Here is a 20,342-nt window from a genome sequence, read left to right on the forward strand (position 1 = left end):
TTAAATCAACTTATTTTCTAACAAATAACCTGGACAATATAGAACATTTTAAATAGTTTCGACTGAAATCATTAGCCATTGAACAATTATTAGATTGAAATATTTTCAATTTAGAAATGGAGACATGTTATGACCTCTGATGTCAATAATGGTGTTATTTCATCACTTCTTTTAGATAATATAAAAGAAGGATATGCATATCATAAGATTCTTCTTGATGAAACTGGAACTCCTTGTGATTATAAGTTTATTACTGTGAACTCAAAGTTTGAAGAAATGACTGGTCTATGTTCAGATAATATTACTGGTAAAAAAGTAACTGAAGTATTACCTGGTATTAGAGATGGTGATTTTGATTTGGTTGAATTCTATGGTCGAGTTGCATTATCTGGCGTGAAAGAAACATTTGATCAGTTCTCTGAACCTCTAAGTAGATGGTACAGAGTCACTGTATTTTCACCTGAGATAGGATATTTTATCACACTATTCACTGAAATTAGTAAAGAATTGGAGGAACTCGAAGAAAAAGAAGATATTATTACAGTATTAAATGACATTGTCATAGAACTTGATACTGAATATACTGTAACTAAAGTTATTCCTGATAAGAAAAAACTCTTATTTTGGTCAAAAGAAGATATTGTTTCTCAAAACTTACTGGACCTGTTACCCACTGAATTCGGTGAAAATGTTCGATCATTGCTTGAAAAAGTAGCACTAACAAAAGAAAAGGAAATATTTGAATACCAATCTTTCATACCAGGTGATGAAAGGTGGTTTAGTGCTGAGCTACATTATATTGAGAATGAAAGAAAGAAGAAGTATGTTATTTCAATCTCAGATATAACTAAGAGGAAAAAAGCTGAATTGACTGCTGAAGAAGCAGTTTCAAGATTAAAGTTAATATCTGAAAATATGCTTGACCTTGTTTCACTGACAGACCTTGAGGGTAACTATAAATTTGCTGGTTCATCCCACTCAATTTTAGGGTATGATCCTGAATCCATGATCGGACAAAATTTTCTGGATTATGTTCATCCAGATGACCTACCAAGTGTAAAAGCAGCTTTTATTGATTTTGTATCCAAGAAAAAAACTGAAGAACAAAAAGTTGAATATAGAAACAGATGTGCTAATGGAACGTATTTATGGTTTGAAACTATTGGAAAACTAGTCTTGGATGATGTTGGAAGACCTAATGAGATCATTTTCAATACTAGAGATATAACCAACCGAAAGCAGGCAAAGATGAAACTTCTTGAGAGTGAAGAGAGTAAACGGTTGTTGCTTGATAATATATCTACACAAGTATGGTATTTGATCAATGAACATACCTACGGGGCAGTTAATCGAGCACATGCAGATTTCATTGGATTTGACCTGAAAAGTATCGAGTTTAGGGACATGTATGATTTTCTTGATCATGATGTCGTGGAAACGTGTCGTAGCAGTAACAGAGAAGTATTTGTCACAAAAAAGGTTGTTAAGACCGATGAATGGGTTCCAAACTATAAAGGTGAACTGAGATTATTATCTATTACAAAATCACCTAAACTTGATCAAGAGGGTAATGTTGAATATGTGGTATGTTCGGCAGAAGATGTTACTGACCAAAACATGTATGAAAATAAATTAAGGGAAAGTGAGCAACGTCTAAGGATATTCATTTCAAATACTCCTGCGGTGATCTATTCTTATACTATTATTGATGGTGTACCAAACATAACCTATGTGAATGAAAATATTAGGAACGTATTAGGGTTCGAGCCTGATGAGTTCATCAATGACATTTCTCGTTTCAAGAATGGTATCCATCCAGATGATATGCATATAGTGTTAAATTCTATTCCAAAGATACTCAAAGAGGGAAGTATATCTCTAAAATATAGGCTCATGGATAAGAATGGTAGCTACCACTGGTGGCAAGATGACCAGAAATTAATAACTCGTCCTGATGGTACCTTGGAAGTAATTGGTGCAGGGTGGGATATAACTGAACTGATCAATACACAAGATCAATTAGAACGTAGTGAAGCACAATTTAAAACTCTGGTCAATAATGTTCCTGGAGCTATTTTCAGGTGTAGTCATGAATCTAACTGGCCAATATTATATCTAAGTGAGAGTATCAAGGACATTACAGGCTATGAGTCCTTTGAATTTATCAATAACAAAATAAGGACATATGACAGTATTATATATCCGGATGACCTGCAAAATTTCATTGATACCGTAGAAAAAAGTGTTGAAGAAGGTGTTCCTTATGAACTGAAATACCGTATCATCACTAAAGATGGAGAGATTAAGTGGGTTAGAGAAAATTCACAGTGTGTTTATTCTGACAATACAACAATGATCGTTGGTATCATTACAGATATAACTGACAAGGTGCATGCAGAACAAGAACTGATCGATAAACAGAACAAACTGAGCATGGTACAACATTTCGCACAAGTTGGTTTATGGGAATATGATATTAGAACTAATTCACTTTTTTGGTCAAAGGAATGTGAAGACCTTTTTGGATTAGATGAAGGTGAGTTTGAAGGTACTTTTGAAGCATTTCTAAAAAGAGTCCATCCTGATGATAGGGATATGGTTATTGAAAAAAATGAACCTATAACTGAAGAAGATCGAGCTACTACTTTAAATTATCAGCATCGTATCATTAAAAAAGATAGTGAAATTGTTTGGGTTAAGGAAATAGCAACAGTTCTACTTGATGATGAAGGTACTCCAACATTAGTTCTAGGTTTTGTTTTTAATATAGATGACCTAAAGAAAACACAAATTGAGTTAGCAGAAAACCAAGAAATTCAAGATAAATTCTTTTCACGTGCTTTAGCAGGTTTTTTCATTGATCTGTATGATGAGCCTCTTGAATGGAATGATGATGTTGATAAAGATGCTGTACTGGAAAAAGCAATTCATACAGGTAAAAAAGTAAGAGTAAATCAGGCAATGTTGGATCAATATAGGGCAACTGAGGATGAATTTATTGGCAAGACCATGACTGAATTACTTGACCATGATGCAGATTATTGTAAAGAGCTATCAAGAGAATTGTTTGATAAAGGCGCCTGTTTTGCTGAGACCTATGAAACCCGTATGGATGGTACCAAGATATGGATAGAAGGTGATTATTCTTGTCTTTATGATGATAATGGAAGAATTATAGGTTATATAGGTGTTCAAAATGATATAACTGAGAGAAAAAGGATTAATGAAGAGATACTGGAAAGTAAAAAATTACTGGAAACCATGTTCGAAAGTATTCAGGATGGTATCAGTATAATAAATCCTGATATGACCATCAAAAAAACTAATAAGTATATGGAAAAGCTTTATAAGCATAACTTACCCTTAGAAGGAAAAAAATGTTATGAATCTTATTGTAATTCAACAAAACCATGTAATTCATGCCCGACCTTAAGGTCTTTTCAGAACAATGAAATGAATTACCAAATTCTACCTCATATTGATAAAAACGGCTTTAATGATAGGCTAAATGAAATTTATTCTTATCCAATCAGTGATAATGATGGAAATGTTGTTAATGTCGTAGAATTCGTACGAGATGTCACTGACAAGATTAAATTAGAACAATTGGAACGAGATCAAGTTCTAATCCAAGAGATACATCATCGTGTCAAGAACAATTTACAGGTCATTATAAGTCTGCTTAACATGCAATCAAGATTATTCTCGGATGAAGATATAAAAGCTGCTTTTAGAGATAGTCAGAATCGGATAAGGTCAATGTCACTGGCCCACGAGAAATTATATGCAGGTGATAGTGTTGCAAGTATTGAGGTATCTGATTATATTACTAGCTTGGTGAACCATATCACACAAATGAATAGGTTAGTGAATACTCCAGTAGATATCGAGTTCAATGTAGATGAACTGTCTCTTAGCATGGATATAACCATTCCTCTTGGTCTTCTTGTAAATGAGATTGTAACTAATTCATACAAACATGCATTTGATGGTAGGGATAAAGGTCATATTTTCATATCATTTAAGGAAAGTGGAGATGGCTATGAACTTGTAGTTAAGGATGATGGAATTGGGCTCCAGGCTGATATGGATATAAGTGAACTTGATACATTAGGATTCAAGATAATACATATGTTAGTCCACCAGCTTCAAGGAACTGTTGAGACTGATAATAGTAATGGGACTACCTATACTATCAGATTTAACAATTAATGTAAGTATAAGTGTAAGACGTGGTTGCTTTGTAGTCTCTGGACATTCATGATTTCCACAAAAGGAATATATTTGATAGTGATTCCAGTTTCTTCTATCTGTTCAATATTTAAGAGACCATTTCTATGATACAGTTCACTTAAACATGCTTGAAAATTTCCATTTCAACCCAGTAACAAATATAAGACTATTTATACATCTTAAATAAATTATTACCTGATAGTATCTATAAAAGCATTTAATTTCATTTTATTATTGAAGATATCATCTAATTATTATCACTTAAATTGGAGTATTCAATGTCCTCTAAAAACTCAAATAATGCCAGTTCACCAAATATCAGTGAAAAGGTCCGGGAGGCATATGCATATCATAAGATCATTCTTAACAACTCAGGAAAACCTTGTGATTATAAGTTCATTGACATCAATTCTAAATTCGAGGAAATGACAGGTTTAGGTTCAGAGGATATCATAGATAAAAATGTAACTGACGTATTACCTGGTATCAGAGATGGTGCTTTTGATTGGGTTGAATTCTATGGCAGAGTTGCATTAGATGGGGTGGAAGAAACATTTGATCAGTTCTGTGAACCTTTAGGGAAATGGTACAGAGTTACTGCATTTTCACCTGAGCAAGAATATTTTGTCACTTTGTTCACTGAACTGAGCAGAGAATTAGAAGAAATTGAAGAAAAAGAAGATATACTTACTGCAGTAGATAAAATAATACTGGAACTTGATAATGAATATATGATTAAAAAAGTTATACCAGATACTAAAAAACCCTTCTTTGGTTTACAAGAAAATATTGTATCTACTAATTTATTTTATGTATTTCCTGTAGAATTAGCTCAAAAAATGGTACATTTATTTGAAAAAACGTATCTTACAAGAGAGAAAGCAATAATCGAATATCCATCTTTTAGCTCAGCAGATGATAAATGGTTTAGTGCGGAGATATATTATATTGAAAATGAAAGGAAAAGTAAATATATCGTTTCCATTTCAGATATTACACTAAAAAAACAAGCTGAACTGCAGTTGAAGGAACGTGAAAAAAAGTATAGATTGATCTTGAATAATGCTAATTCTATCATTTATTCAATGACACCTGATGGTGTATTTACATATCTTTCCCCTTCATTTAAGTGGCTGGTTGGCTATGATCCAAGTGAAGTTGTGGGCCAATTATCACATGATTTTATTTATCCAGCTGATTTAGAACGTGTTACCAAAAAATTAATGAGCATTTTGAAAACAGGCACTGAGATGAGTTATGAGTTCAGAACTGTAACCAAAGATGGTGATATAAGATGGCTCAACACGAATGAGAATCCCGTATTTACCGAAAAGGGTGAAATAAGCTCAATAATTGGTGTTGCACACGATATAACAGACCGTGTAATTGCAGAAAATAAATTGAAAGAAAGTGAGTTTAGGTTCAGGTCACTGGTTGATAATGTACCCGGAGTCATTTTCAGATGTAAGTATGACAATAATTGGACAATGCTGTATCTCACGGATAAAATAAAACAGATCACAGGTTACGATCCATCTGATTTTATAGATAATAGTGTTCGAAGCTATTCCAGTATAATTCATCCTGAAGACAGACAGCAAGTAATTGATGATGTGAAAATTGGGTTTCAACAAGAACTACCTTATGAGTTGAACTACCGTATAATCACAAAAGATGGAGAAATTAAGTGGATAAGAGAGTATGCACAGAAAGTCTATGCTGATACTGGGAATATGATAGATGGTGTCATAACAGATATTACTAGATCTGTTCAAAAAGACCTTGAATTAAAAGAGAAACAGGAACTTTTAGAAAAGTTCTTCTCGAGAGCAATTACAGGCTTTTTCATCTTGTTATATGAGGAGCCATTTGAATGGAGTGAAGATTCTGATAAGGACAAGATATTGGAGACTGCTATATATAGTGGGAAAATGGTTCAGGTAAATCAGGCAATGTTGGACCAATATCATGCAACTGAAGATGAGTTTATAGGTATTACCTTGGCGCAGTTGTTTGAAAATGATATAGGAAATTGCAAGGATATAGTTCGTGAACTGCTCGATAATGGTAGTATTTTCACCGAGAGCTATGAAACCCGTATGGATGGTACTCAAATGTGGGTCGAAGGTGATTATACTTGCCTTTATGATCACAAAAACAGGATAATAGGGCATATAGGGGTACAACAGGATGTAACTGACCGTAAGATCGCTGAAAATAAATTGAAAGAAAGTGAAAGGCAGGTCAATGAATCATTAGATCTATTATCCGGTATTCTTGAAAGCTTTGATGATACAGTGGTCTTTGCAATAGATAAAGAGTATAGGTATATTGCATTTAATGAAAATCACAAAAATACTATGAGATTGATTTGGGGTGTTGATATTGAGTTAGGTAAATCCATGCTAGATTATATCCACGACTCCGAAGACCATGAAAAAGCGAAGTCCAACTTTGACCGTGCTATGGAAGGTGAATACTTCAAAGTAGTTGAACAATACGGTGATACTGAATTTGACCGTCGGTGGTATGAAAATAGTTATAATCCACTTTATGATTCTGATAATGATATAATCGGTGTAGCTCTTTTACTGTCAGATATAACTGATAGGAAAAAACATGAACTTGAGATAATTGAGAGTAAAAAATTACTGGAAGCTATGTTTGAGAGTATTCAAGATGGTATAAGCATTATGGATCCTGATATGACTATCAAGAAAGTTAATAGATATATGGAGGACTTGCATCCCAACAAAGTACCTTTAGAGGGAAAAAAATGTTATCAAGTATATCGTAACCGTAATGATGTTTGCGATTCTTGCCCAGTTTTGAAAACGTTTGAAACTCATGAAACCTGTACTCAGGTAGTACCGCATATAGATAAAGATAGTGGGACTGATAGGAAACTGGAAGTATTTTCGTATCCAATCATAGACAATGATGGAAATGTTGTTAATGTAGTTGAATTTTTACGTGATATCACTGATAGGATTAAAGTAGAAAAATTAGAACGCAATCAAGTTCTTATTCAAGAGATACATCATCGTGTCAAGAACAATTTACAGGTAATTATCAGTTTACTTAACATGCAATCAAACTTGTTCACTGATGAAAAGATCAAAGGCGCGTTTAGAGAGAGTCAAAGTAGGATCAGGTCAATGTCACTCGCACATGAAAAACTTTATGCGGGTGATAATGTTGCAAATGTTGAAATATCTGATTATATAACTAGTTTAGTGAATCATATAAAACAAATGAACATGTCAGTGAATATTCCAGTTGAGATAGATATTGATGTAGATGAACTGTATCTTAATATGGATACAACCATTCCTCTTGGTCTTCTTGTAAATGAGATCGTGACCAATTCATTTAAACATGCATTTGATGGTAGGGATAAAGGAAATATTTCTATATCATTTAAGGAAATTGATGAAGGTTATAACCTTGTTATCCAGGACGATGGTATTGGATTACCAGATGATATTAATATCAATGACCTAAATTCTTTGGGCCTGAAAATAATCGATCTGTTAGTTCAACAGCTTGGCGGGAAAGTTGAGGTCAATAACTCTAATGGCACATGTTATATTATTTCTATTTCAAATTGACTGAATTTATTAATATATACTCATCAGAGTTGATAATACATGTTTTTTTAATTCAGAAAATTCTGGTGTACCAATTACAGAGATGTTGCGTGGTCTTTTAAAAGTAACATCAATTTCTTCTTTGATCCTACCAGGTCTTTCAGTCATAATAAATACTTTATCGGAAAGAAACAGTGCTTCCTCAACATCATGTGTTACAAATATAACTGTAGGCTTCTGCTTGTTCCAAAGGTCTAATAGTAATTCTTGCATACTAAGTCTTGATTGTGCATCCAGTGATGCAAAGGGTTCGTCCATTAACAGTATATTAGGGTCAAGTACAAGAACACGTGCAAGTGCAACTCTTTGCTGCATTCCACCAGATAATTGACCAGGATAATAATGTTCAAAGTCACTGATACCAACAGCATCCAAGTACTTATCTACAAGTTTTTGTCTTACCCCATCATCCATTTTTTTTTGTTTTAAACCAAACAGTACATTTTTTCTGACACTCAACCATGGGAATAGTACAGGTGACTGAAATACAACAGCTCGCTGGGTTGAAACACCTTCAATCTTTTCTCTACAGCAAGTGGCAACACCATCATCACCAGACTCAAATCCTGCAAGGATATTGAGTAGAGTAGATTTACCACAACCACTAGGACCAACTATACTAACGAACTCACCTTGTTTTATGTGAAGATAAACCTCATCGAGAACCTTTAGACTATCTTCTCCATTAACAGAATTGTAGCTTTTACTAAGTCCTTTGATAACAATATCAGTTCCCTTCATTATTACCTCCTTCAATCATCAATCCAGACCTCTTGAAAAAGGATATTAGTAATATATCACTGACACGTCCCAAGATACCTATACAGATCATTGAAACGAGAATAATATCTACATGACCTAACATTCTTGCATCCATCATTAATGCACCAAGTCCGTTTGCCACACCTGTAAGTTCTCCAAGCACTAAAAATCCCCACGATACACCTAACCCCAATCTTAACCCTGCAATCGTTGAAGGCATAGCTGCCGGTATAATTACTGTGGTATATAACGATACTTTATTTGCACCAAGCATTTTTCCTGCTCTTATAAGAAGTGGGGAGACTGAAGAAGCACCTTGTGCTGCATTGACATATATTGGGAAGAATGCAGCTAATGAGATTAAAAACAAAGTTGTTGTTTCACCAACACCGAACCAGACTATAGCAATAGGTAACCACCCGATCCCTGGAATAATTCTTATAAGATGTACTGTGGGATCAAATGTATGTTTAGCTACCATGCTTCTTCCAGTTAAGAATCCTAGGGTCAATCCCAAAAATGTAGCTAGTGCAAATCCAGATAATACTCTTGTTATACTCGCAGATGCATGTGTCAATAAAGTTCCAGAATAAGGTGTTATGTTCAGAGTACCTATTGCAAAATCAATTGAAACTAAGATCAAACTGGAAGGAGAAGGAAGTAAGTATGGTGGTACCATACCTTCCCTTGTTACAATATACCATGTAGTAAGAACTAGTACTGGTATTAAAAAACTTAATAGATTTATCTTTTTTAGGTTTAACATTTTTAAGTAATATCAGTATTATTTGTACTCTTTCTAGCCTCTTCTACAAAACTTAGATCGAACATTGCATCAATGTCAGGGATTTCATTTATCATTCCAAGTTCGTACATTTCAATTGCAAGATTTCTTGTATTCTCTATATAATCATCATCAATATCCCATACAAGTTCCATGTTAGGTTCTGCTATTTCTAGCACATCTCTGGAAGTACCAAAAGTTTCTGCAAATGTAAGCCATTCATCGCTATTTTGGTTTAAATGCTGTGTGGTTTCTGCATGAGCTGTTACTAAAGCTTGAATTTTCTCTCTATCATTCTCGATCTTATCTTTTGTAGTGATCATTCCTGCATTGATAGTTCCTATATTATCTCCGTAATATGGATATGTAAGTATTCTGCCATACCCTTGTGATACTGCTAGAGATGGATAAGGCTCTCCACTACAAAATGCATCTATTGTACCCCTTGATAATGCCTGACCCATATCAAAGAAATCAATCCGTTTTAATACAACATCCTCATCTGGATCCAGTCCTTCCTGTTTAAGTGTTTCAAGAAGTAGGACATGATGCATTGTTCCTGGAACATATGCAATGGTTTTTCCTTTAAGGTCAGCTGGAGTTTCAATATCCGAATCGTCTCTGACAACAATAGCCGAACACTTATTGCAGAGACTGCTTACTATGACTATAGGTTCTCCCTTTGCTGCACTAGTGATTGCAAGTGCTATTGTTGTACCTGTCAGGTCCAGACCACCAGCTAACAGAGCAGATTTTTGATCACCTGGATTTGTAAATGGAAGTACATTCACACTATAATTCTGGTCAATATGTTCATGGTACATGTATGGCTGTATTGTCTGAGCTGTTCTCCATGTTCCCACAGTTGCATCGAATTCATCATCAGTGTTGATGCATCCTGATAATGTGACACTTAAACCTAATACTAATAGGATACATACTATAGAAATTAGAGGTTTCATATTTTATTTAGCCCCTAACTCGTAATTTGCATTATTGAACATTTTTGTAGCAGTTTTAATATCGAATCCATTCCATTCACTTTCACATTTAGTAACATCTCGGGGGATTGCACCCGTTTCCACAACTAATACATTTGCACCCCAGTTAAGAGCTGTTTGGTTTGGGGGATGTACACATATATTCGGTGCATGTCTATTTGCAGCAAGTCTTGTAACAGCTGCTATCTGTGCATGTCTTCGATTGGATATCTGTGGGAAGTCGCTTAATGGTGTTTTAGGTAATGGTACTCTAGCCATGGCGCCAGTTAACGTTGCACCATGCTCTAAACCAGTCAAAAAAATATCAGCGATCTCTTCATTATCATGTTCAATACCAATAGGCTCTATCAAATATGCAAGCTCAAGCTGTGATTCCTTTACAGTTTCAAGTGTATCGATCCTATCTTTAGGATTGAACTTAGTATCAATACCTTCTCTTAATCTCAGTGTATGATAAACCCTCTGAACTCCTGAATCTTCAAAGATCGTAGCGTTTAGTTCATCAAACTCTCCTGTATTGACTACAATTTCATAATTTCCTGGAATTTCTGTTCTTATTAGCTTAATAAGCTCAGTTAATTTGTTAAATTCATAGAATTGAGTGGTCCTTAACACGATCCACTTTGCTCCTTGCGATACAAAGTTACGTGTAACATCAAGTACCTGTTCAAAACTTCGTTCATTTTCTTCATTAATGATCCCCCATTTTGTTCCAAAGGCACAGAAATTACAATTCATTGGACATTTCTTATAATCAACACCAACTGATGCCCATACATAACTCGTGTTATTTGTTACGGATGCAGCAACTTCTCTTGCAGCTTTGCCAAGTACATCCATTTCTGCTGAGTCAGGATCGATCTCAAGAAGGGCTATTATCTCTTCACGAGTAAGTTTAATTCCATCTAATGCTTTTTCTTTTGAACTTTGTATCAGATCTAAGGTTGAAATGATCTCACCTTCTTTTGTATATGTAATGAGGAACTCAATTACTTATTATTAGATATAAACTGGTATCAATGCCGTAATGCTACCAAATATTTGTATAAAATGCATATATATCTTTTTAATGAAAATAATTAATAGCTATGTTAGAATCGGTTTAATGATCATTAAGGTTCTAATTACCATTTCAACTTGTTTTGGGTTAAAATGGAATTATTCATCCTCCCTCAAATCTAAGTAAGTTTAGCTGTCAGGAACAGAATCTGGTGGAAATCCAGCCCATTGCAATACTTTATCCCTAGTTAAAATATCAGCGTTATACCATTCCAGTACATCCTTCCCAGACATCCGTGGCCTGCTAAGCTCCTCAAATTCCATCCATAATGAATCTTGTGGCCAGTTCTTCATTTCTAATCTCATGTTAATGAACTGTTGCACAATGTTCTGGATACTATGTTGCAGACCTTCCAGCACAACCATCCTGTCAGACTCAGAAACGTATCCCGCAGCATGCGTAGATCCTTTGGTATCACCCATGGACAAAGGTGTCTGGAACAGTCCTAACTGTACTTCAGCTTCCAAAGATCTCTTAAATTCCATTACATCAAGTGACCCTTTTGCATCGATTGGTATTATATCAAGTCCAACTGCAGCAATATCCTCGTTCTCTGATAGATATTGGTGATCATCTAACCATGAATCAATTGCTTCCTGAGCGTCACTCATTGTCACCAGGTTTTGTTCAACCAGTTTTTCAAGTAATTGGAAATTGATCAGGTACCTTCCATTCCCATATTTCTTGACAAAAGAGACATACCCCTGATTAATATCTAGAAGGTTACGTATACTAAGTTCGATCGGGTCTAAAAGTGATCTTCCATACAATCCCCACGTATTACGCCCCTTAATATCAGCTTGAACACCGTCCCATGAATTATAGGTCCCATAGATCACATCACTAATATCAATACTCTGTTCCTCAACACCACTTTCATTGATTCCTTCATTCACTTTGACAATATCTGCCGGTGATGTCAATAGAACGTGATCCTTGGTATCCGGGTCAAAACCTTCAGGTAATATAGTGACTGCAGGCATGTATAGTGGTTTTAGTGAAAGATCATCAACGTTTCCTGAAGGTACTGCGATATAAGTACCGTCTCGACATAATAACCGAGATAATGTCTGAACTTGTTCCATGAAATTGGTTTTTCTACTCCACTGCTCAAAGTCCCTGACATACTTTTGAGCTTTACTTTCAAACTGCATACCTTTTACCAAAGATAAACCTAATTTGTTAAGTGAAGTTGATACGTGGGGTGTAGCTGTTGTCAATTGTTGATAATATTTGAAACGGTTATGAGTATCGAAAGAACAATATGTTCTGAAATTACTTGATACATCTTTGTGCTTGATCCCGGAAGAAGCTGTTAATGTTACTGGACGTTTACCTGACATATTGTACACCCATTTGTGCAAGGATCAAGAAAATGAGAATTTCCATAAATCTAGATATCCAGAACGCTGCAAGGTAATAGTTATATTTCGTTTTCAGGTCTGACCTTAATTCGGGAGAAATATCAAGACTCTTGATATCACTGAAATTAATTGGTGATTTACGAGTAAATGAATGTACTAAACCACTGAAAATAGAATTTATTATGGAGGGTTTATCTAACAATTCTTTTAATGACTCATAATTTCTAATCTGTTGCATACATGCAACTGCGTATACAACCAGTATTTAAGATTAATACAACAAAACCATTACTAAAAACCATCATTATTCCAATTTACTGAACAAAGATAAAACTAAAAAGGATATCTTGAATCGTGGATAATTGAAATATTACTGAATTCACATTAAAGATAATCATTCAAATTCACAAACGCATCAAAATAATCTGAATATGTGATCACTTGATCATCTATGCTAAATACGGGGCCTTTTAATGTTAACCAGGACAAACTTTTTTCTGGTAACGTATAGGTATCTAAGACTGGCCATTCAATATTATCTTCTATTTGTCTAATGATACCTTCAAATGGCTTAGTTTCATTCTGTTCAGTCTCTATTTCTTCCTGAGCTCGAATATGTTCATATATCCGGTTTAATTCATCCACATTTTTTGCATTTTTGATTTTCTCTTTTGATTCATCATCAATATCTTGCATGAACTCTCACCTATAACAATTTTATATTATCATACATATATAATCAGATGTAATAATCAACCGGTAGTGACTTACTCAAACCATTTGATGTTATAAACGCTTTTTTTCTTATAGAACAAAAAAAGTAGTATCCTCTAAGATTTTTAAAACTAGGGATATTGATCATCCAAAGTTTAGTAACAAATAGTTTAATATATAGCTTATTTAGTATTACAAATCTATGTAATAGTATTAACATTTACATCATATACTGAAAATAAGTAAAATTATTAAATTGGAGGCTGAACTGTGATTAGGGTAAATTTTTTTAGATCTATAATTTATTTGCTTGCCATCGTTTCTGTATTATTTTTATCTGGTTGTATTGGTGGATTTGAAGATAATTCACTAAATGGTGAAACTCGTGTAATAATAGATAGTTATAATCGGGAAGTACAAGTGCCAAATAATGTAGAAAGAGTTGTTTGTCAAGGCTCTGGTGCACTTCGATATTTAACATATCTGGAAGGAACTGATATGGTTGTAGGTGTGGAAAGTAATGAGCATAGAGATGATCAAATGAAAAAACCATACCTTCAAGCAAACCCACACTTATCTAATCTTCCAAGTATTGGGGAATTTAGAGGTAATACTGATCCTGAAAGAATAATGATGGTTGAACCAGACATCATTTTTTGGGTCGATCCACCATCTTCTTCAGATGCCAATCAATTGCAGTCAAGGACTGGTATCCCCGTAGTTGCGTTAGAATATGGGAACTTTTGGACATACAGAGAAAGCTTGGACAATTCACTTCGACTTATGGGTGAAGTAATTGGTAATCAGGAACGTCCAGAAGAAGTTATTTCTTTCTTTGATAACAAGATAGATGATTTGAACGAAAGGACAGCAGATATCTCAAAATCCGATAAAGAATCTGTGTTTATTGGAGGTGTAGCACATCGTGGACCTCATGGCTTTCAGTCAACTCAACCTGAATATCCACCATTCGAGTTCTTGAATGCTAATAATGTGGCTAGAGACATGGGTACTGAACAGGCACATGTTTCAAAAGAAGCTATTGTTGACTGGGATCCTGAAATTATTTTTGTTGATGCATCAACACATGAAACAACACCTTCTGCCATACATGAATTGGAAAGTGATCCATCTTATAGGTCTCTGTCAGCAGTAGAAGAGGGAGAAGTATACCAGGTACTTCCATACAATTCTTATAATACTAACTTTGGTACATTGTTAGCAAATTCATATTACATAGGTACGATCCTGTATCCAGATGAATTTGATGATATTGATCCTGATAAGAAAGCTGATGAAATTTATGAGTTTTTAGTTGGTAGTCCCGTATATAACCAAATAAGTGAAGAGTTCTACCAAGGTGGATTCCAAAAGGTTTCGGTTAGATAAGTATGGTACTTGGGTTCTTAAAATCTAGAATGGGTTTGGATAAAAAAAGTCATCATGATGAAAATGATGGTTTAAATGAACCATATAGGAAATATATTGTGGGGAAATTACTTTTCCTCACCGTATGCACTATATTACTTATACTATTGTTCCTCTACTCAATATCAAGGGGACCATCAACCGTATCATTAATTGATGCAGTTCATATCTTATTTGGTAACAGTACTGTAAATGCGTATAATATATTGTGGAATATTAGAATTCCACGTGCATTAACAGCAATAGTTGCTGGGGTTGGACTCTCAGTTGCAGGTGTAGCACTCCAATCGATATTAAGAAATCCTTTAGGATCACCATATACATTAGGTATTTCGAATGCAGCTGCATTTGGGGCTGCATTTTCAGTGATTGTGATCGGAACTGGTTCGATGCATAGTAGTGGAACTGATGCAGTTGTAGTAAATCAAATCTATGTCACTACATTTGCAGCTTTCATTGGTGCCATGATCGCTACATTTATACTTCTTTTGATAGCTAAATACAAGAGTGCTACACCTGAGGTAATGATCCTTGTAGGTGTTGCATTAGGCTCCCTGTTCACTGCAGGAACTATGTTCTTACAATATTTTGCTGATGATGTACAATTAGCTGCAGTTGTTTTTTGGACATTTGGAGATGTGGGCAGAGCTAGTTGGAATGACCTTATAATAATGGCAAGTGTTGTTACTATTGCTACAATTTACTTTATTTTAAACAGATGGAACTATAATGCAATTGATGCTGGGGATGAAATTGCAAAAGGGCTTGGAGTAAATGTTGATAGGGTTAGATTAACTGGTATGATGGTAGCATCCGTTGTAACCTCTTTTGTTGTTGCATTGATCGGAATAATTGGTTTTGTAGGTTTGGTATGTCCACATATAGCACGAAGGTTTGTAGGTGATGAGCAGAGGTATTTGATTCCAGCATCATGTTTGGTTGGTGGTCTTTTATTATTAGGAGCAGATACGGCTGCTAGGTTTATGTTAGAACCACATGTTCTACCGGTTGCAATATTAACGGCTTTTATGGGTGCACCTTTATTCATTTATCTATTGATCAAGAGGTATTGAGTATCATGAGTTTACTAATACAAGAACTAAAGTTCGATTTCAAGACAAGATCAGTATTAAGAGATATTGAGTTTGGATTAAAACCAGGTGAAATTTTAACTATACTTGGTCCAAACGGTGTTGGGAAAACAACATTACTTCGATGTATCAATCGCATACTTCAACCAAAAAAAGGAGTTATTATGGTTGGAGATGAAGATATTATTTCATTGAATCGAAATGAAGTTGCAAAGCGAATGGGTTATGTACCTCAACGTTGTGAAACTGGAAGAATTACTGCATATGATACTATTTTGTTAGGTAGAAAACCTTATATTAAGTTCAATGCAACAAACGACGATTTTGAACGAGTGAATGATATTATCAAAAGATTAGATCTTTCTGATCTATCTATGAGATTTATTGATGAGATCAGTGGAGGAGAGTTACAAAGAGTTTCAATTGCACGTGCACTTGTACAAGATCCAAATATCCTTCTTTTCGATGAGCCTACCAGTAGTTTAGATCTAAAACATCAACTTTTCATATTACGTACAATTAAGAACATTGTGAACACACAACAGATCTCTTCTATCCTTACAATGCATGACTTGAACCTAGCATTAAAATTTGCTAATAGGTATCTATTGCTAAAGGATGGTTGCGTGTTTGCTTATGGCGGTGATGAAATAATTACACCTGAGAATATTGAAGCGGTATATGGAGTTCCTGTAATGATCGAGAAGGTAAATGGACAACATTTTGTTGTACCTCTAGATTAGAAGCGACATTTATAGTGGCCCAGTAAATAAAAAAAGGTACCTATAGATTATTTTGATCTTCTTTTTTACATATCCACTCCATCAAAGGTATCATTGCATCCCTTACCTCAATACCATCTTTAGTCAATGAATATTCAACCCTTGGTGGAATTTCTGAAAATGCTTCTCTTTGGATCAAACCTAGAGTTTCCAGTTCTTTTAATCTATCTGTCAATGTCTTTGGACTTATGTCACCTAACAGTTCCTTAATTTCATTGAACCTTAATTTTTTTCTATTCCCAACAATGGATATTATCAAAAGAGCCCATTTTTTACCAATTATATGAATAACGCCGTCAAGAGGACATAGGCAAATATCAGTTCCACCTTTATTCATGCATTGGGTCTTAGTGCAGTGTCCATTACTTTCTTTTTTCATAGTGGCTTTCCTTCTTAGAATCTTATTCCTAATTATAAACTTGATAAGTTAAATACTTTCTAATCACTAGTTAATATAAAAATTAAAGTGAGGTGAAATATATGTGTTGTGGACAAGATGACCATCATTCAAATGTTAACCACATGAACCAAGGTTCGATCTGTAATTGTGGATGTGGATGTGGCTGCAATCATTCTTTTAGGCAATATTTTTCTGATAAAGAAAAAAAGGAATATTTAGAAGACTATAAAATGCAGCTCGAAAAAGAGATCCATGCAGTAAATGAGCATTTGGAAAAATTGAAAATACAATGCTCTTGCAATGAATGAATGAATGAATGAATAATTGTAATTGCACTTGATATCTTGATATGTCAAGTTCACTTTTTCATTCAATACCTTTTTTTTCGTTTTTTAAGCCTTTCAAGTACACGATCAGCAACTTCGTCGAGTTGATCAACACGTCTACGTTTCTCGTAATAATTTGCTAGGAAATCAATGGCTTCACTGCGATTACACTTATTTTCTTCCATGATATTATGGAGTACAACCAAAGTTTGTTTTTCAACGGTTGCATATAATTTTGGTCGCATTGAATCACCTAGACCGTGGTCGTGTACGAATAAGATTTGAAAGATCGATCTTATCTATACGTGGTTTTACCATGAGTTGTATTGCATAGGATAAAGTATCCACCTGATCATCATGGGAACCTGTAGGAAATGATAAGAGTTCATCTTCAAATTCTGATAACCAGGCAGCTTGGTGCAAGAAATAGACCGAACCCGATTCCATACGTGCAGCTGCTGGTAATGCCCGTGTTATTTTATCTATATCAGCTCTCAATTCCCTTATAGGTAAACCTTCCCTGACCAACATTTGATAAAGTGTCTTACCAAGTCCAGTAGATTCAACTGCCTGGAATGCTGGTTGCCACCTTGTATACTGCTGTTTGAATAAGTTTATCTGGTCCGGACTCTCTAATCTAGTTCTCAGAACATCTATAAGGATCAATTCATTATCATGTGTTTGAGCCCAGGTAGATAATACAAAATAATCAGCGTTAGACTTTGTGGATGCTGCAGGGTCACATGTTTGGAATATAGTACAGTCCTGGTACCTCACCTTCTTTTTATTTGACAAGGTAAATATAGAATCATGCAATTGAGCGTATTTGAAATATTCGCGTTTAAATGTACCGCCTTCAAGTGCTTGTGGTTGCTGTTGATATAAAGCATTCCACCAATAAGACCCTAAAGTCTTCCTGATCACATCTAAGGCTTCCACTGAATATCGTTTAGGGAACAATGCATCACCTTTATTTCGGCCAAGTGGATCGTTCTCTGTTGCCAGTGCAGGTAAATTGATAACTGTCCATTTATCTGGCTCTTCTTCTAATAACCTGCCAGATAGATCGTCCTGATGCCACCGTGTCTGGATAATGATCACTGCACCACCGGGTTCCAGGCGAGTATAGGCAGTGGAGCGATACCATTCCCCAGCCTTATCTCTATATGTCTTACTGTTAGCCTCTTCCGCATTCTTATGAGGATCATCGATTATGAGCAGATCAGCACCTTTACCGGTAATAGCACCACCAACACCTGCTGTGGACATACCACCTATGTGACCCTCGATGTCCCACCGATTAACTGCAGAAGATCTTGATGCTACACTTATCCCGAACAGTTCAGGCCCGTATTCACTTAATACGTTACGAGCTTTTCTACCCCACCCCGCAGCAAAATCGGCTTCATATGAGGTTAATATTATCCTCTTATCAGGGAAATGACCAAGGTACCATGCAGGAAAATACTGGGAAGTTAACATCGATTTCCCATGTCTTGGTGGCATTGAGATCATTAAGTGATCAATTTCACCACGAGCCACTTTGATAAGTGTATCTGATAAGAGCAGGAGATGTTCACCCGGGATCCATTTGAATTGTGTACAGTATTGAGTGAACAATGCAGGTGTTGCAGTCCAGGGGATTTGATCAGTTATCATTCTTGCTACCCTTACTTTTCTCACTTTTAGGTTCACTTTCAGGATCCACACCAGTTTCATAGACTTGACTTATCTGTTTTGATAATTCGTTAGCTTTCTCAAGGACCTCAGGTGAATTAACGATCCCAATAGCGTTAGTGATATTTACTTGTGATCTATTGTCAGTGAGTCCTTTCAGGTTAGCAATGAATTTGAGATAATCTAACTCTGTACTCTTATCTGTACCTACAAGTTCACTTTTTTTCTCTAATGTCGTAAGAGCTCTCTGGAGTATACCCGCTTTAGTTGCACGTTCATCTAACAGTACTAGTTCAGCTACTTTTTCTTTGAATTCGGGAGTATGATTCCAGTTATAAAAGGTATATGGATTAATTCCACACTCCTTTGCAATATCGGTCTGTTTCATGTCACCACGGGCCAATAATTTAGCAGCCTTGAGGCGCCTTTTGTTCCAGGTCCAATTCTTGATACTGGTTATGGTCATGGTTTACCTCTTTCAACTAACTTGATACCCCTGCTAAGTGTGGAAGAAATAGTGAACTCATTATTACAGTTTGAACATGTTACAAATTCCTGAGAAGGTGTCATTACAAACAAGGCTACTTTGCACTTAGAACAGCGTTTAGAAATAGGTTTAAACACTCTTTTCATATTGCTAGTAACACTTTTAGATTTGTGTTCACCCTCATCTATACCTCTAGAAATATGATCTTCAATCATGCTCAGGCCCACCCACTCTCATTCAATTTTTTCATTAACCATAAACAATTATTCGACCCGTAACTCTTTCTATATCCTGGATATTTCAAACAAAACTCGAAATTGACCTTCCCAATATCACTGATCAATAAATTAGGGTACTTGTTTCTAACAAAGTTCTTCATATCGTACACTAGAAGCTTAAAATCATCTGGTGATGTATTGGTGAACATCTCCTCATCTTGAGGTTGAAATAATTTCTGAATATCAGAAGACTTGTTTTCACTCATATTCACTTCTGGCAAATCCTGGAATTTGGATAGATATTCATCTAAGAATTTACTCATGATTGAACCTCCGAAATAACCGTGTTCCAATAATGTACCAAT

The 20,342-nt window shown here is 35.2% G+C and carries 19 protein-coding genes; 6 read left to right on the forward strand and 13 right to left on the reverse strand.

Features of this window, described 5'->3' with window-relative positions:
• Nucleotides 1-129 precede the first annotated feature (129 nt).
• Both J2T59_RS04610 and J2T59_RS04615 read left to right on the forward strand, forming a co-directional pair.
• A complete protein-coding gene (locus J2T59_RS04610; protein ID WP_259134442.1) occupies nt 130-4,212 on the forward strand; it encodes a PAS domain S-box protein in 4,083 nt (1,360 codons plus the stop codon).
• A 299-nt stretch (nt 4,213-4,511) separates the two neighbouring features.
• On the forward strand, nt 4,512-7,844 hold the full coding sequence (locus J2T59_RS04615) for a PAS domain S-box protein (protein ID WP_259134444.1): 3,333 nt from the start codon (nt 4,512-4,514) through the stop codon (nt 7,842-7,844).
• 9 nt (nt 7,845-7,853) lie between these two features.
• On the opposite strand, the gene J2T59_RS04620 is transcribed toward J2T59_RS04615, so the two are convergent.
• From J2T59_RS04620 to J2T59_RS04650, 7 genes are all read right to left on the reverse strand, one after another.
• Nucleotides 7,854-8,624, reverse strand: coding sequence for an ABC transporter ATP-binding protein (locus tag J2T59_RS04620; RefSeq protein ID WP_259134446.1), 771 nt, complete (start codon nt 8,622-8,624; stop codon nt 7,854-7,856).
• Complete coding sequence (locus tag J2T59_RS04625; protein WP_259134449.1) at nt 8,611-9,411, reverse strand: ABC transporter permease; 801 nt, start codon at nt 9,409-9,411, stop codon at nt 8,611-8,613. The genes J2T59_RS04620 and J2T59_RS04625 overlap by 14 nt, the downstream gene beginning before the upstream one ends.
• 2 nt (nt 9,412-9,413) lie before the next feature.
• Entirely contained in the window at nt 9,414-10,391 is a 978-nt protein-coding gene (locus tag J2T59_RS04630) for an ABC transporter substrate-binding protein (protein WP_259134451.1), read from the reverse strand.
• Nucleotides 10,392-10,394: 3 nt separating this feature from the next.
• Complete coding sequence (locus J2T59_RS04635; RefSeq protein WP_259134454.1) at nt 10,395-11,270, reverse strand: radical SAM protein; 876 nt, start codon at nt 11,268-11,270, stop codon at nt 10,395-10,397.
• Nucleotides 11,271-11,618: 348 nt separating this feature from the next.
• Nucleotides 11,619-12,833, reverse strand: coding sequence for a hypothetical protein (locus J2T59_RS04640; protein WP_259134456.1), 1,215 nt, complete (start codon nt 12,831-12,833; stop codon nt 11,619-11,621).
• A complete protein-coding gene (locus J2T59_RS04645) occupies nt 12,823-13,092 on the reverse strand; it encodes a hypothetical protein (RefSeq protein WP_259134459.1) in 270 nt (89 codons plus the stop codon). Before J2T59_RS04645 ends, J2T59_RS04640 begins: the two co-directional genes overlap by 11 nt.
• A 146-nt stretch (nt 13,093-13,238) precedes the next feature.
• Entirely contained in the window at nt 13,239-13,550 is a 312-nt protein-coding gene (locus J2T59_RS04650) for a hypothetical protein (protein ID WP_259134461.1), read from the reverse strand.
• 288 nt (nt 13,551-13,838) lie between these two features.
• On the opposite strand from J2T59_RS04650, the gene J2T59_RS04655 reads away from it, so the two are divergent.
• From J2T59_RS04655 to J2T59_RS04665, 3 genes are read left to right on the forward strand one after another with little or no spacing between them, the layout of a single operon-like run.
• The gene (locus tag J2T59_RS04655) at nt 13,839-14,957 is read left to right on the forward strand and encodes an iron ABC transporter substrate-binding protein (protein ID WP_259134463.1); all 1,119 of its coding nucleotides are present in this window, start codon (nt 13,839-13,841) and stop codon (nt 14,955-14,957) included.
• 2 nt (nt 14,958-14,959) lie between these two features.
• The gene (locus J2T59_RS04660; protein WP_259134465.1) at nt 14,960-16,069 is read left to right on the forward strand and encodes a FecCD family ABC transporter permease; all 1,110 of its coding nucleotides are present in this window, start codon (nt 14,960-14,962) and stop codon (nt 16,067-16,069) included.
• A 5-nt stretch (nt 16,070-16,074) separates the two neighbouring features.
• Nucleotides 16,075-16,830, forward strand: a complete 756-nt coding sequence (locus J2T59_RS04665) for an ABC transporter ATP-binding protein (protein ID WP_259134467.1) — start codon at nt 16,075-16,077, stop codon at nt 16,828-16,830.
• Between the two features lie 40 nt (nt 16,831-16,870).
• On the opposite strand, the gene J2T59_RS04670 is transcribed toward J2T59_RS04665, so the two are convergent.
• The gene (locus J2T59_RS04670; protein WP_259134468.1) at nt 16,871-17,248 is read right to left on the reverse strand and encodes a winged helix-turn-helix transcriptional regulator; all 378 of its coding nucleotides are present in this window, start codon (nt 17,246-17,248) and stop codon (nt 16,871-16,873) included.
• A gap of 101 nt (nt 17,249-17,349) precedes the next feature.
• On the opposite strand from J2T59_RS04670, the gene J2T59_RS04675 reads away from it, so the two are divergent.
• Entirely contained in the window at nt 17,350-17,577 is a 228-nt protein-coding gene (locus J2T59_RS04675; protein WP_259134470.1) for a hypothetical protein, read from the forward strand.
• A gap of 62 nt (nt 17,578-17,639) precedes the next feature.
• Here J2T59_RS04675 and J2T59_RS04680 read toward each other — a convergent pair whose 3' ends face one another.
• From J2T59_RS04680 to J2T59_RS04700, 5 genes are read right to left on the reverse strand one after another with little or no spacing between them, the layout of a single operon-like run.
• On the reverse strand, nt 17,640-17,840 hold the full coding sequence (locus J2T59_RS04680) for a hypothetical protein (RefSeq protein WP_259134471.1): 201 nt from the start codon (nt 17,838-17,840) through the stop codon (nt 17,640-17,642).
• Nucleotides 17,841-17,844: 4 nt separating this feature from the next.
• A complete protein-coding gene (gene terL / locus J2T59_RS04685; RefSeq protein ID WP_259134473.1) occupies nt 17,845-19,254 on the reverse strand; it encodes a phage terminase large subunit in 1,410 nt (469 codons plus the stop codon).
• Nucleotides 19,244-19,738 (reverse strand): phBC6A51 family helix-turn-helix protein, encoded by a 495-nt coding sequence (locus tag J2T59_RS04690; protein WP_259134475.1) that lies wholly within the window; start codon nt 19,736-19,738, stop codon nt 19,244-19,246. Before J2T59_RS04690 ends, terL begins: the two co-directional genes overlap by 11 nt.
• Nucleotides 19,735-19,974, reverse strand: coding sequence for a hypothetical protein (locus tag J2T59_RS04695; RefSeq protein WP_259134476.1), 240 nt, complete (start codon nt 19,972-19,974; stop codon nt 19,735-19,737). The genes J2T59_RS04690 and J2T59_RS04695 overlap by 4 nt, the downstream gene beginning before the upstream one ends.
• A gap of 2 nt (nt 19,975-19,976) precedes the next feature.
• A complete protein-coding gene (locus tag J2T59_RS04700) occupies nt 19,977-20,300 on the reverse strand; it encodes a hypothetical protein (RefSeq protein ID WP_259134477.1) in 324 nt (107 codons plus the stop codon).
• Between the last annotated feature and the right edge of the window lie 42 nt (nt 20,301-20,342).

Source organism: Methanosalsum natronophilum (genome assembly GCF_024808815.1).
Lineage (GTDB): Archaea > Halobacteriota > Methanosarcinia > Methanosarcinales > Methanosarcinaceae > Methanosalsum > Methanosalsum natronophilum.

Excerpts from the sequence above, each read along its gene's own strand:
- terL (WP_259134473.1), bottom strand. The coding sequence starts at position 19,254 with ATGATAACTGATCAAATCCCCTGGACTGCAACACCTGCATTGTTCACT.
- J2T59_RS04620 (WP_259134446.1), bottom strand. The coding sequence starts at position 8,624 with ATGAAGGGAACTGATATTGTTATCAAAGGACTTAGTAAAAGCTACAAT.
- J2T59_RS04635 (WP_259134454.1), bottom strand. The coding sequence starts at position 11,270 with ATGGATGTACTTGGCAAAGCTGCAAGAGAAGTTGCTGCATCCGTAACA.
- J2T59_RS04645 (WP_259134459.1), bottom strand. The coding sequence starts at position 13,092 with ATGCAACAGATTAGAAATTATGAGTCATTAAAAGAATTGTTAGATAAA.
- J2T59_RS04660 (WP_259134465.1), top strand. The coding sequence starts at position 14,960 with ATGGTACTTGGGTTCTTAAAATCTAGAATGGGTTTGGATAAAAAAAGT.
- J2T59_RS04670 (WP_259134468.1), bottom strand. The coding sequence starts at position 17,248 with ATGAAAAAAGAAAGTAATGGACACTGCACTAAGACCCAATGCATGAAT.
- J2T59_RS04680 (WP_259134471.1), bottom strand. The coding sequence starts at position 17,840 with ATGCGACCAAAATTATATGCAACCGTTGAAAAACAAACTTTGGTTGTA.
- J2T59_RS04610 (WP_259134442.1), top strand. The coding sequence starts at position 130 with ATGACCTCTGATGTCAATAATGGTGTTATTTCATCACTTCTTTTAGAT.
- J2T59_RS04650 (WP_259134461.1), bottom strand. The coding sequence starts at position 13,550 with ATGCAAGATATTGATGATGAATCAAAAGAGAAAATCAAAAATGCAAAA.
- J2T59_RS04690 (WP_259134475.1), bottom strand. The coding sequence starts at position 19,738 with ATGACCATAACCAGTATCAAGAATTGGACCTGGAACAAAAGGCGCCTC.
- J2T59_RS04695 (WP_259134476.1), bottom strand. The coding sequence starts at position 19,974 with ATGATTGAAGATCATATTTCTAGAGGTATAGATGAGGGTGAACACAAA.
- J2T59_RS04640 (WP_259134456.1), bottom strand. The coding sequence starts at position 12,833 with ATGTCAGGTAAACGTCCAGTAACATTAACAGCTTCTTCCGGGATCAAG.
- J2T59_RS04615 (WP_259134444.1), top strand. The coding sequence starts at position 4,512 with ATGTCCTCTAAAAACTCAAATAATGCCAGTTCACCAAATATCAGTGAA.
- J2T59_RS04625 (WP_259134449.1), bottom strand. The coding sequence starts at position 9,411 with ATGTTAAACCTAAAAAAGATAAATCTATTAAGTTTTTTAATACCAGTA.
- J2T59_RS04630 (WP_259134451.1), bottom strand. The coding sequence starts at position 10,391 with ATGAAACCTCTAATTTCTATAGTATGTATCCTATTAGTATTAGGTTTA.
- J2T59_RS04665 (WP_259134467.1), top strand. The coding sequence starts at position 16,075 with ATGAGTTTACTAATACAAGAACTAAAGTTCGATTTCAAGACAAGATCA.
- J2T59_RS04675 (WP_259134470.1), top strand. The coding sequence starts at position 17,350 with ATGTGTTGTGGACAAGATGACCATCATTCAAATGTTAACCACATGAAC.
- J2T59_RS04700 (WP_259134477.1), bottom strand. The coding sequence starts at position 20,300 with ATGAGTAAATTCTTAGATGAATATCTATCCAAATTCCAGGATTTGCCA.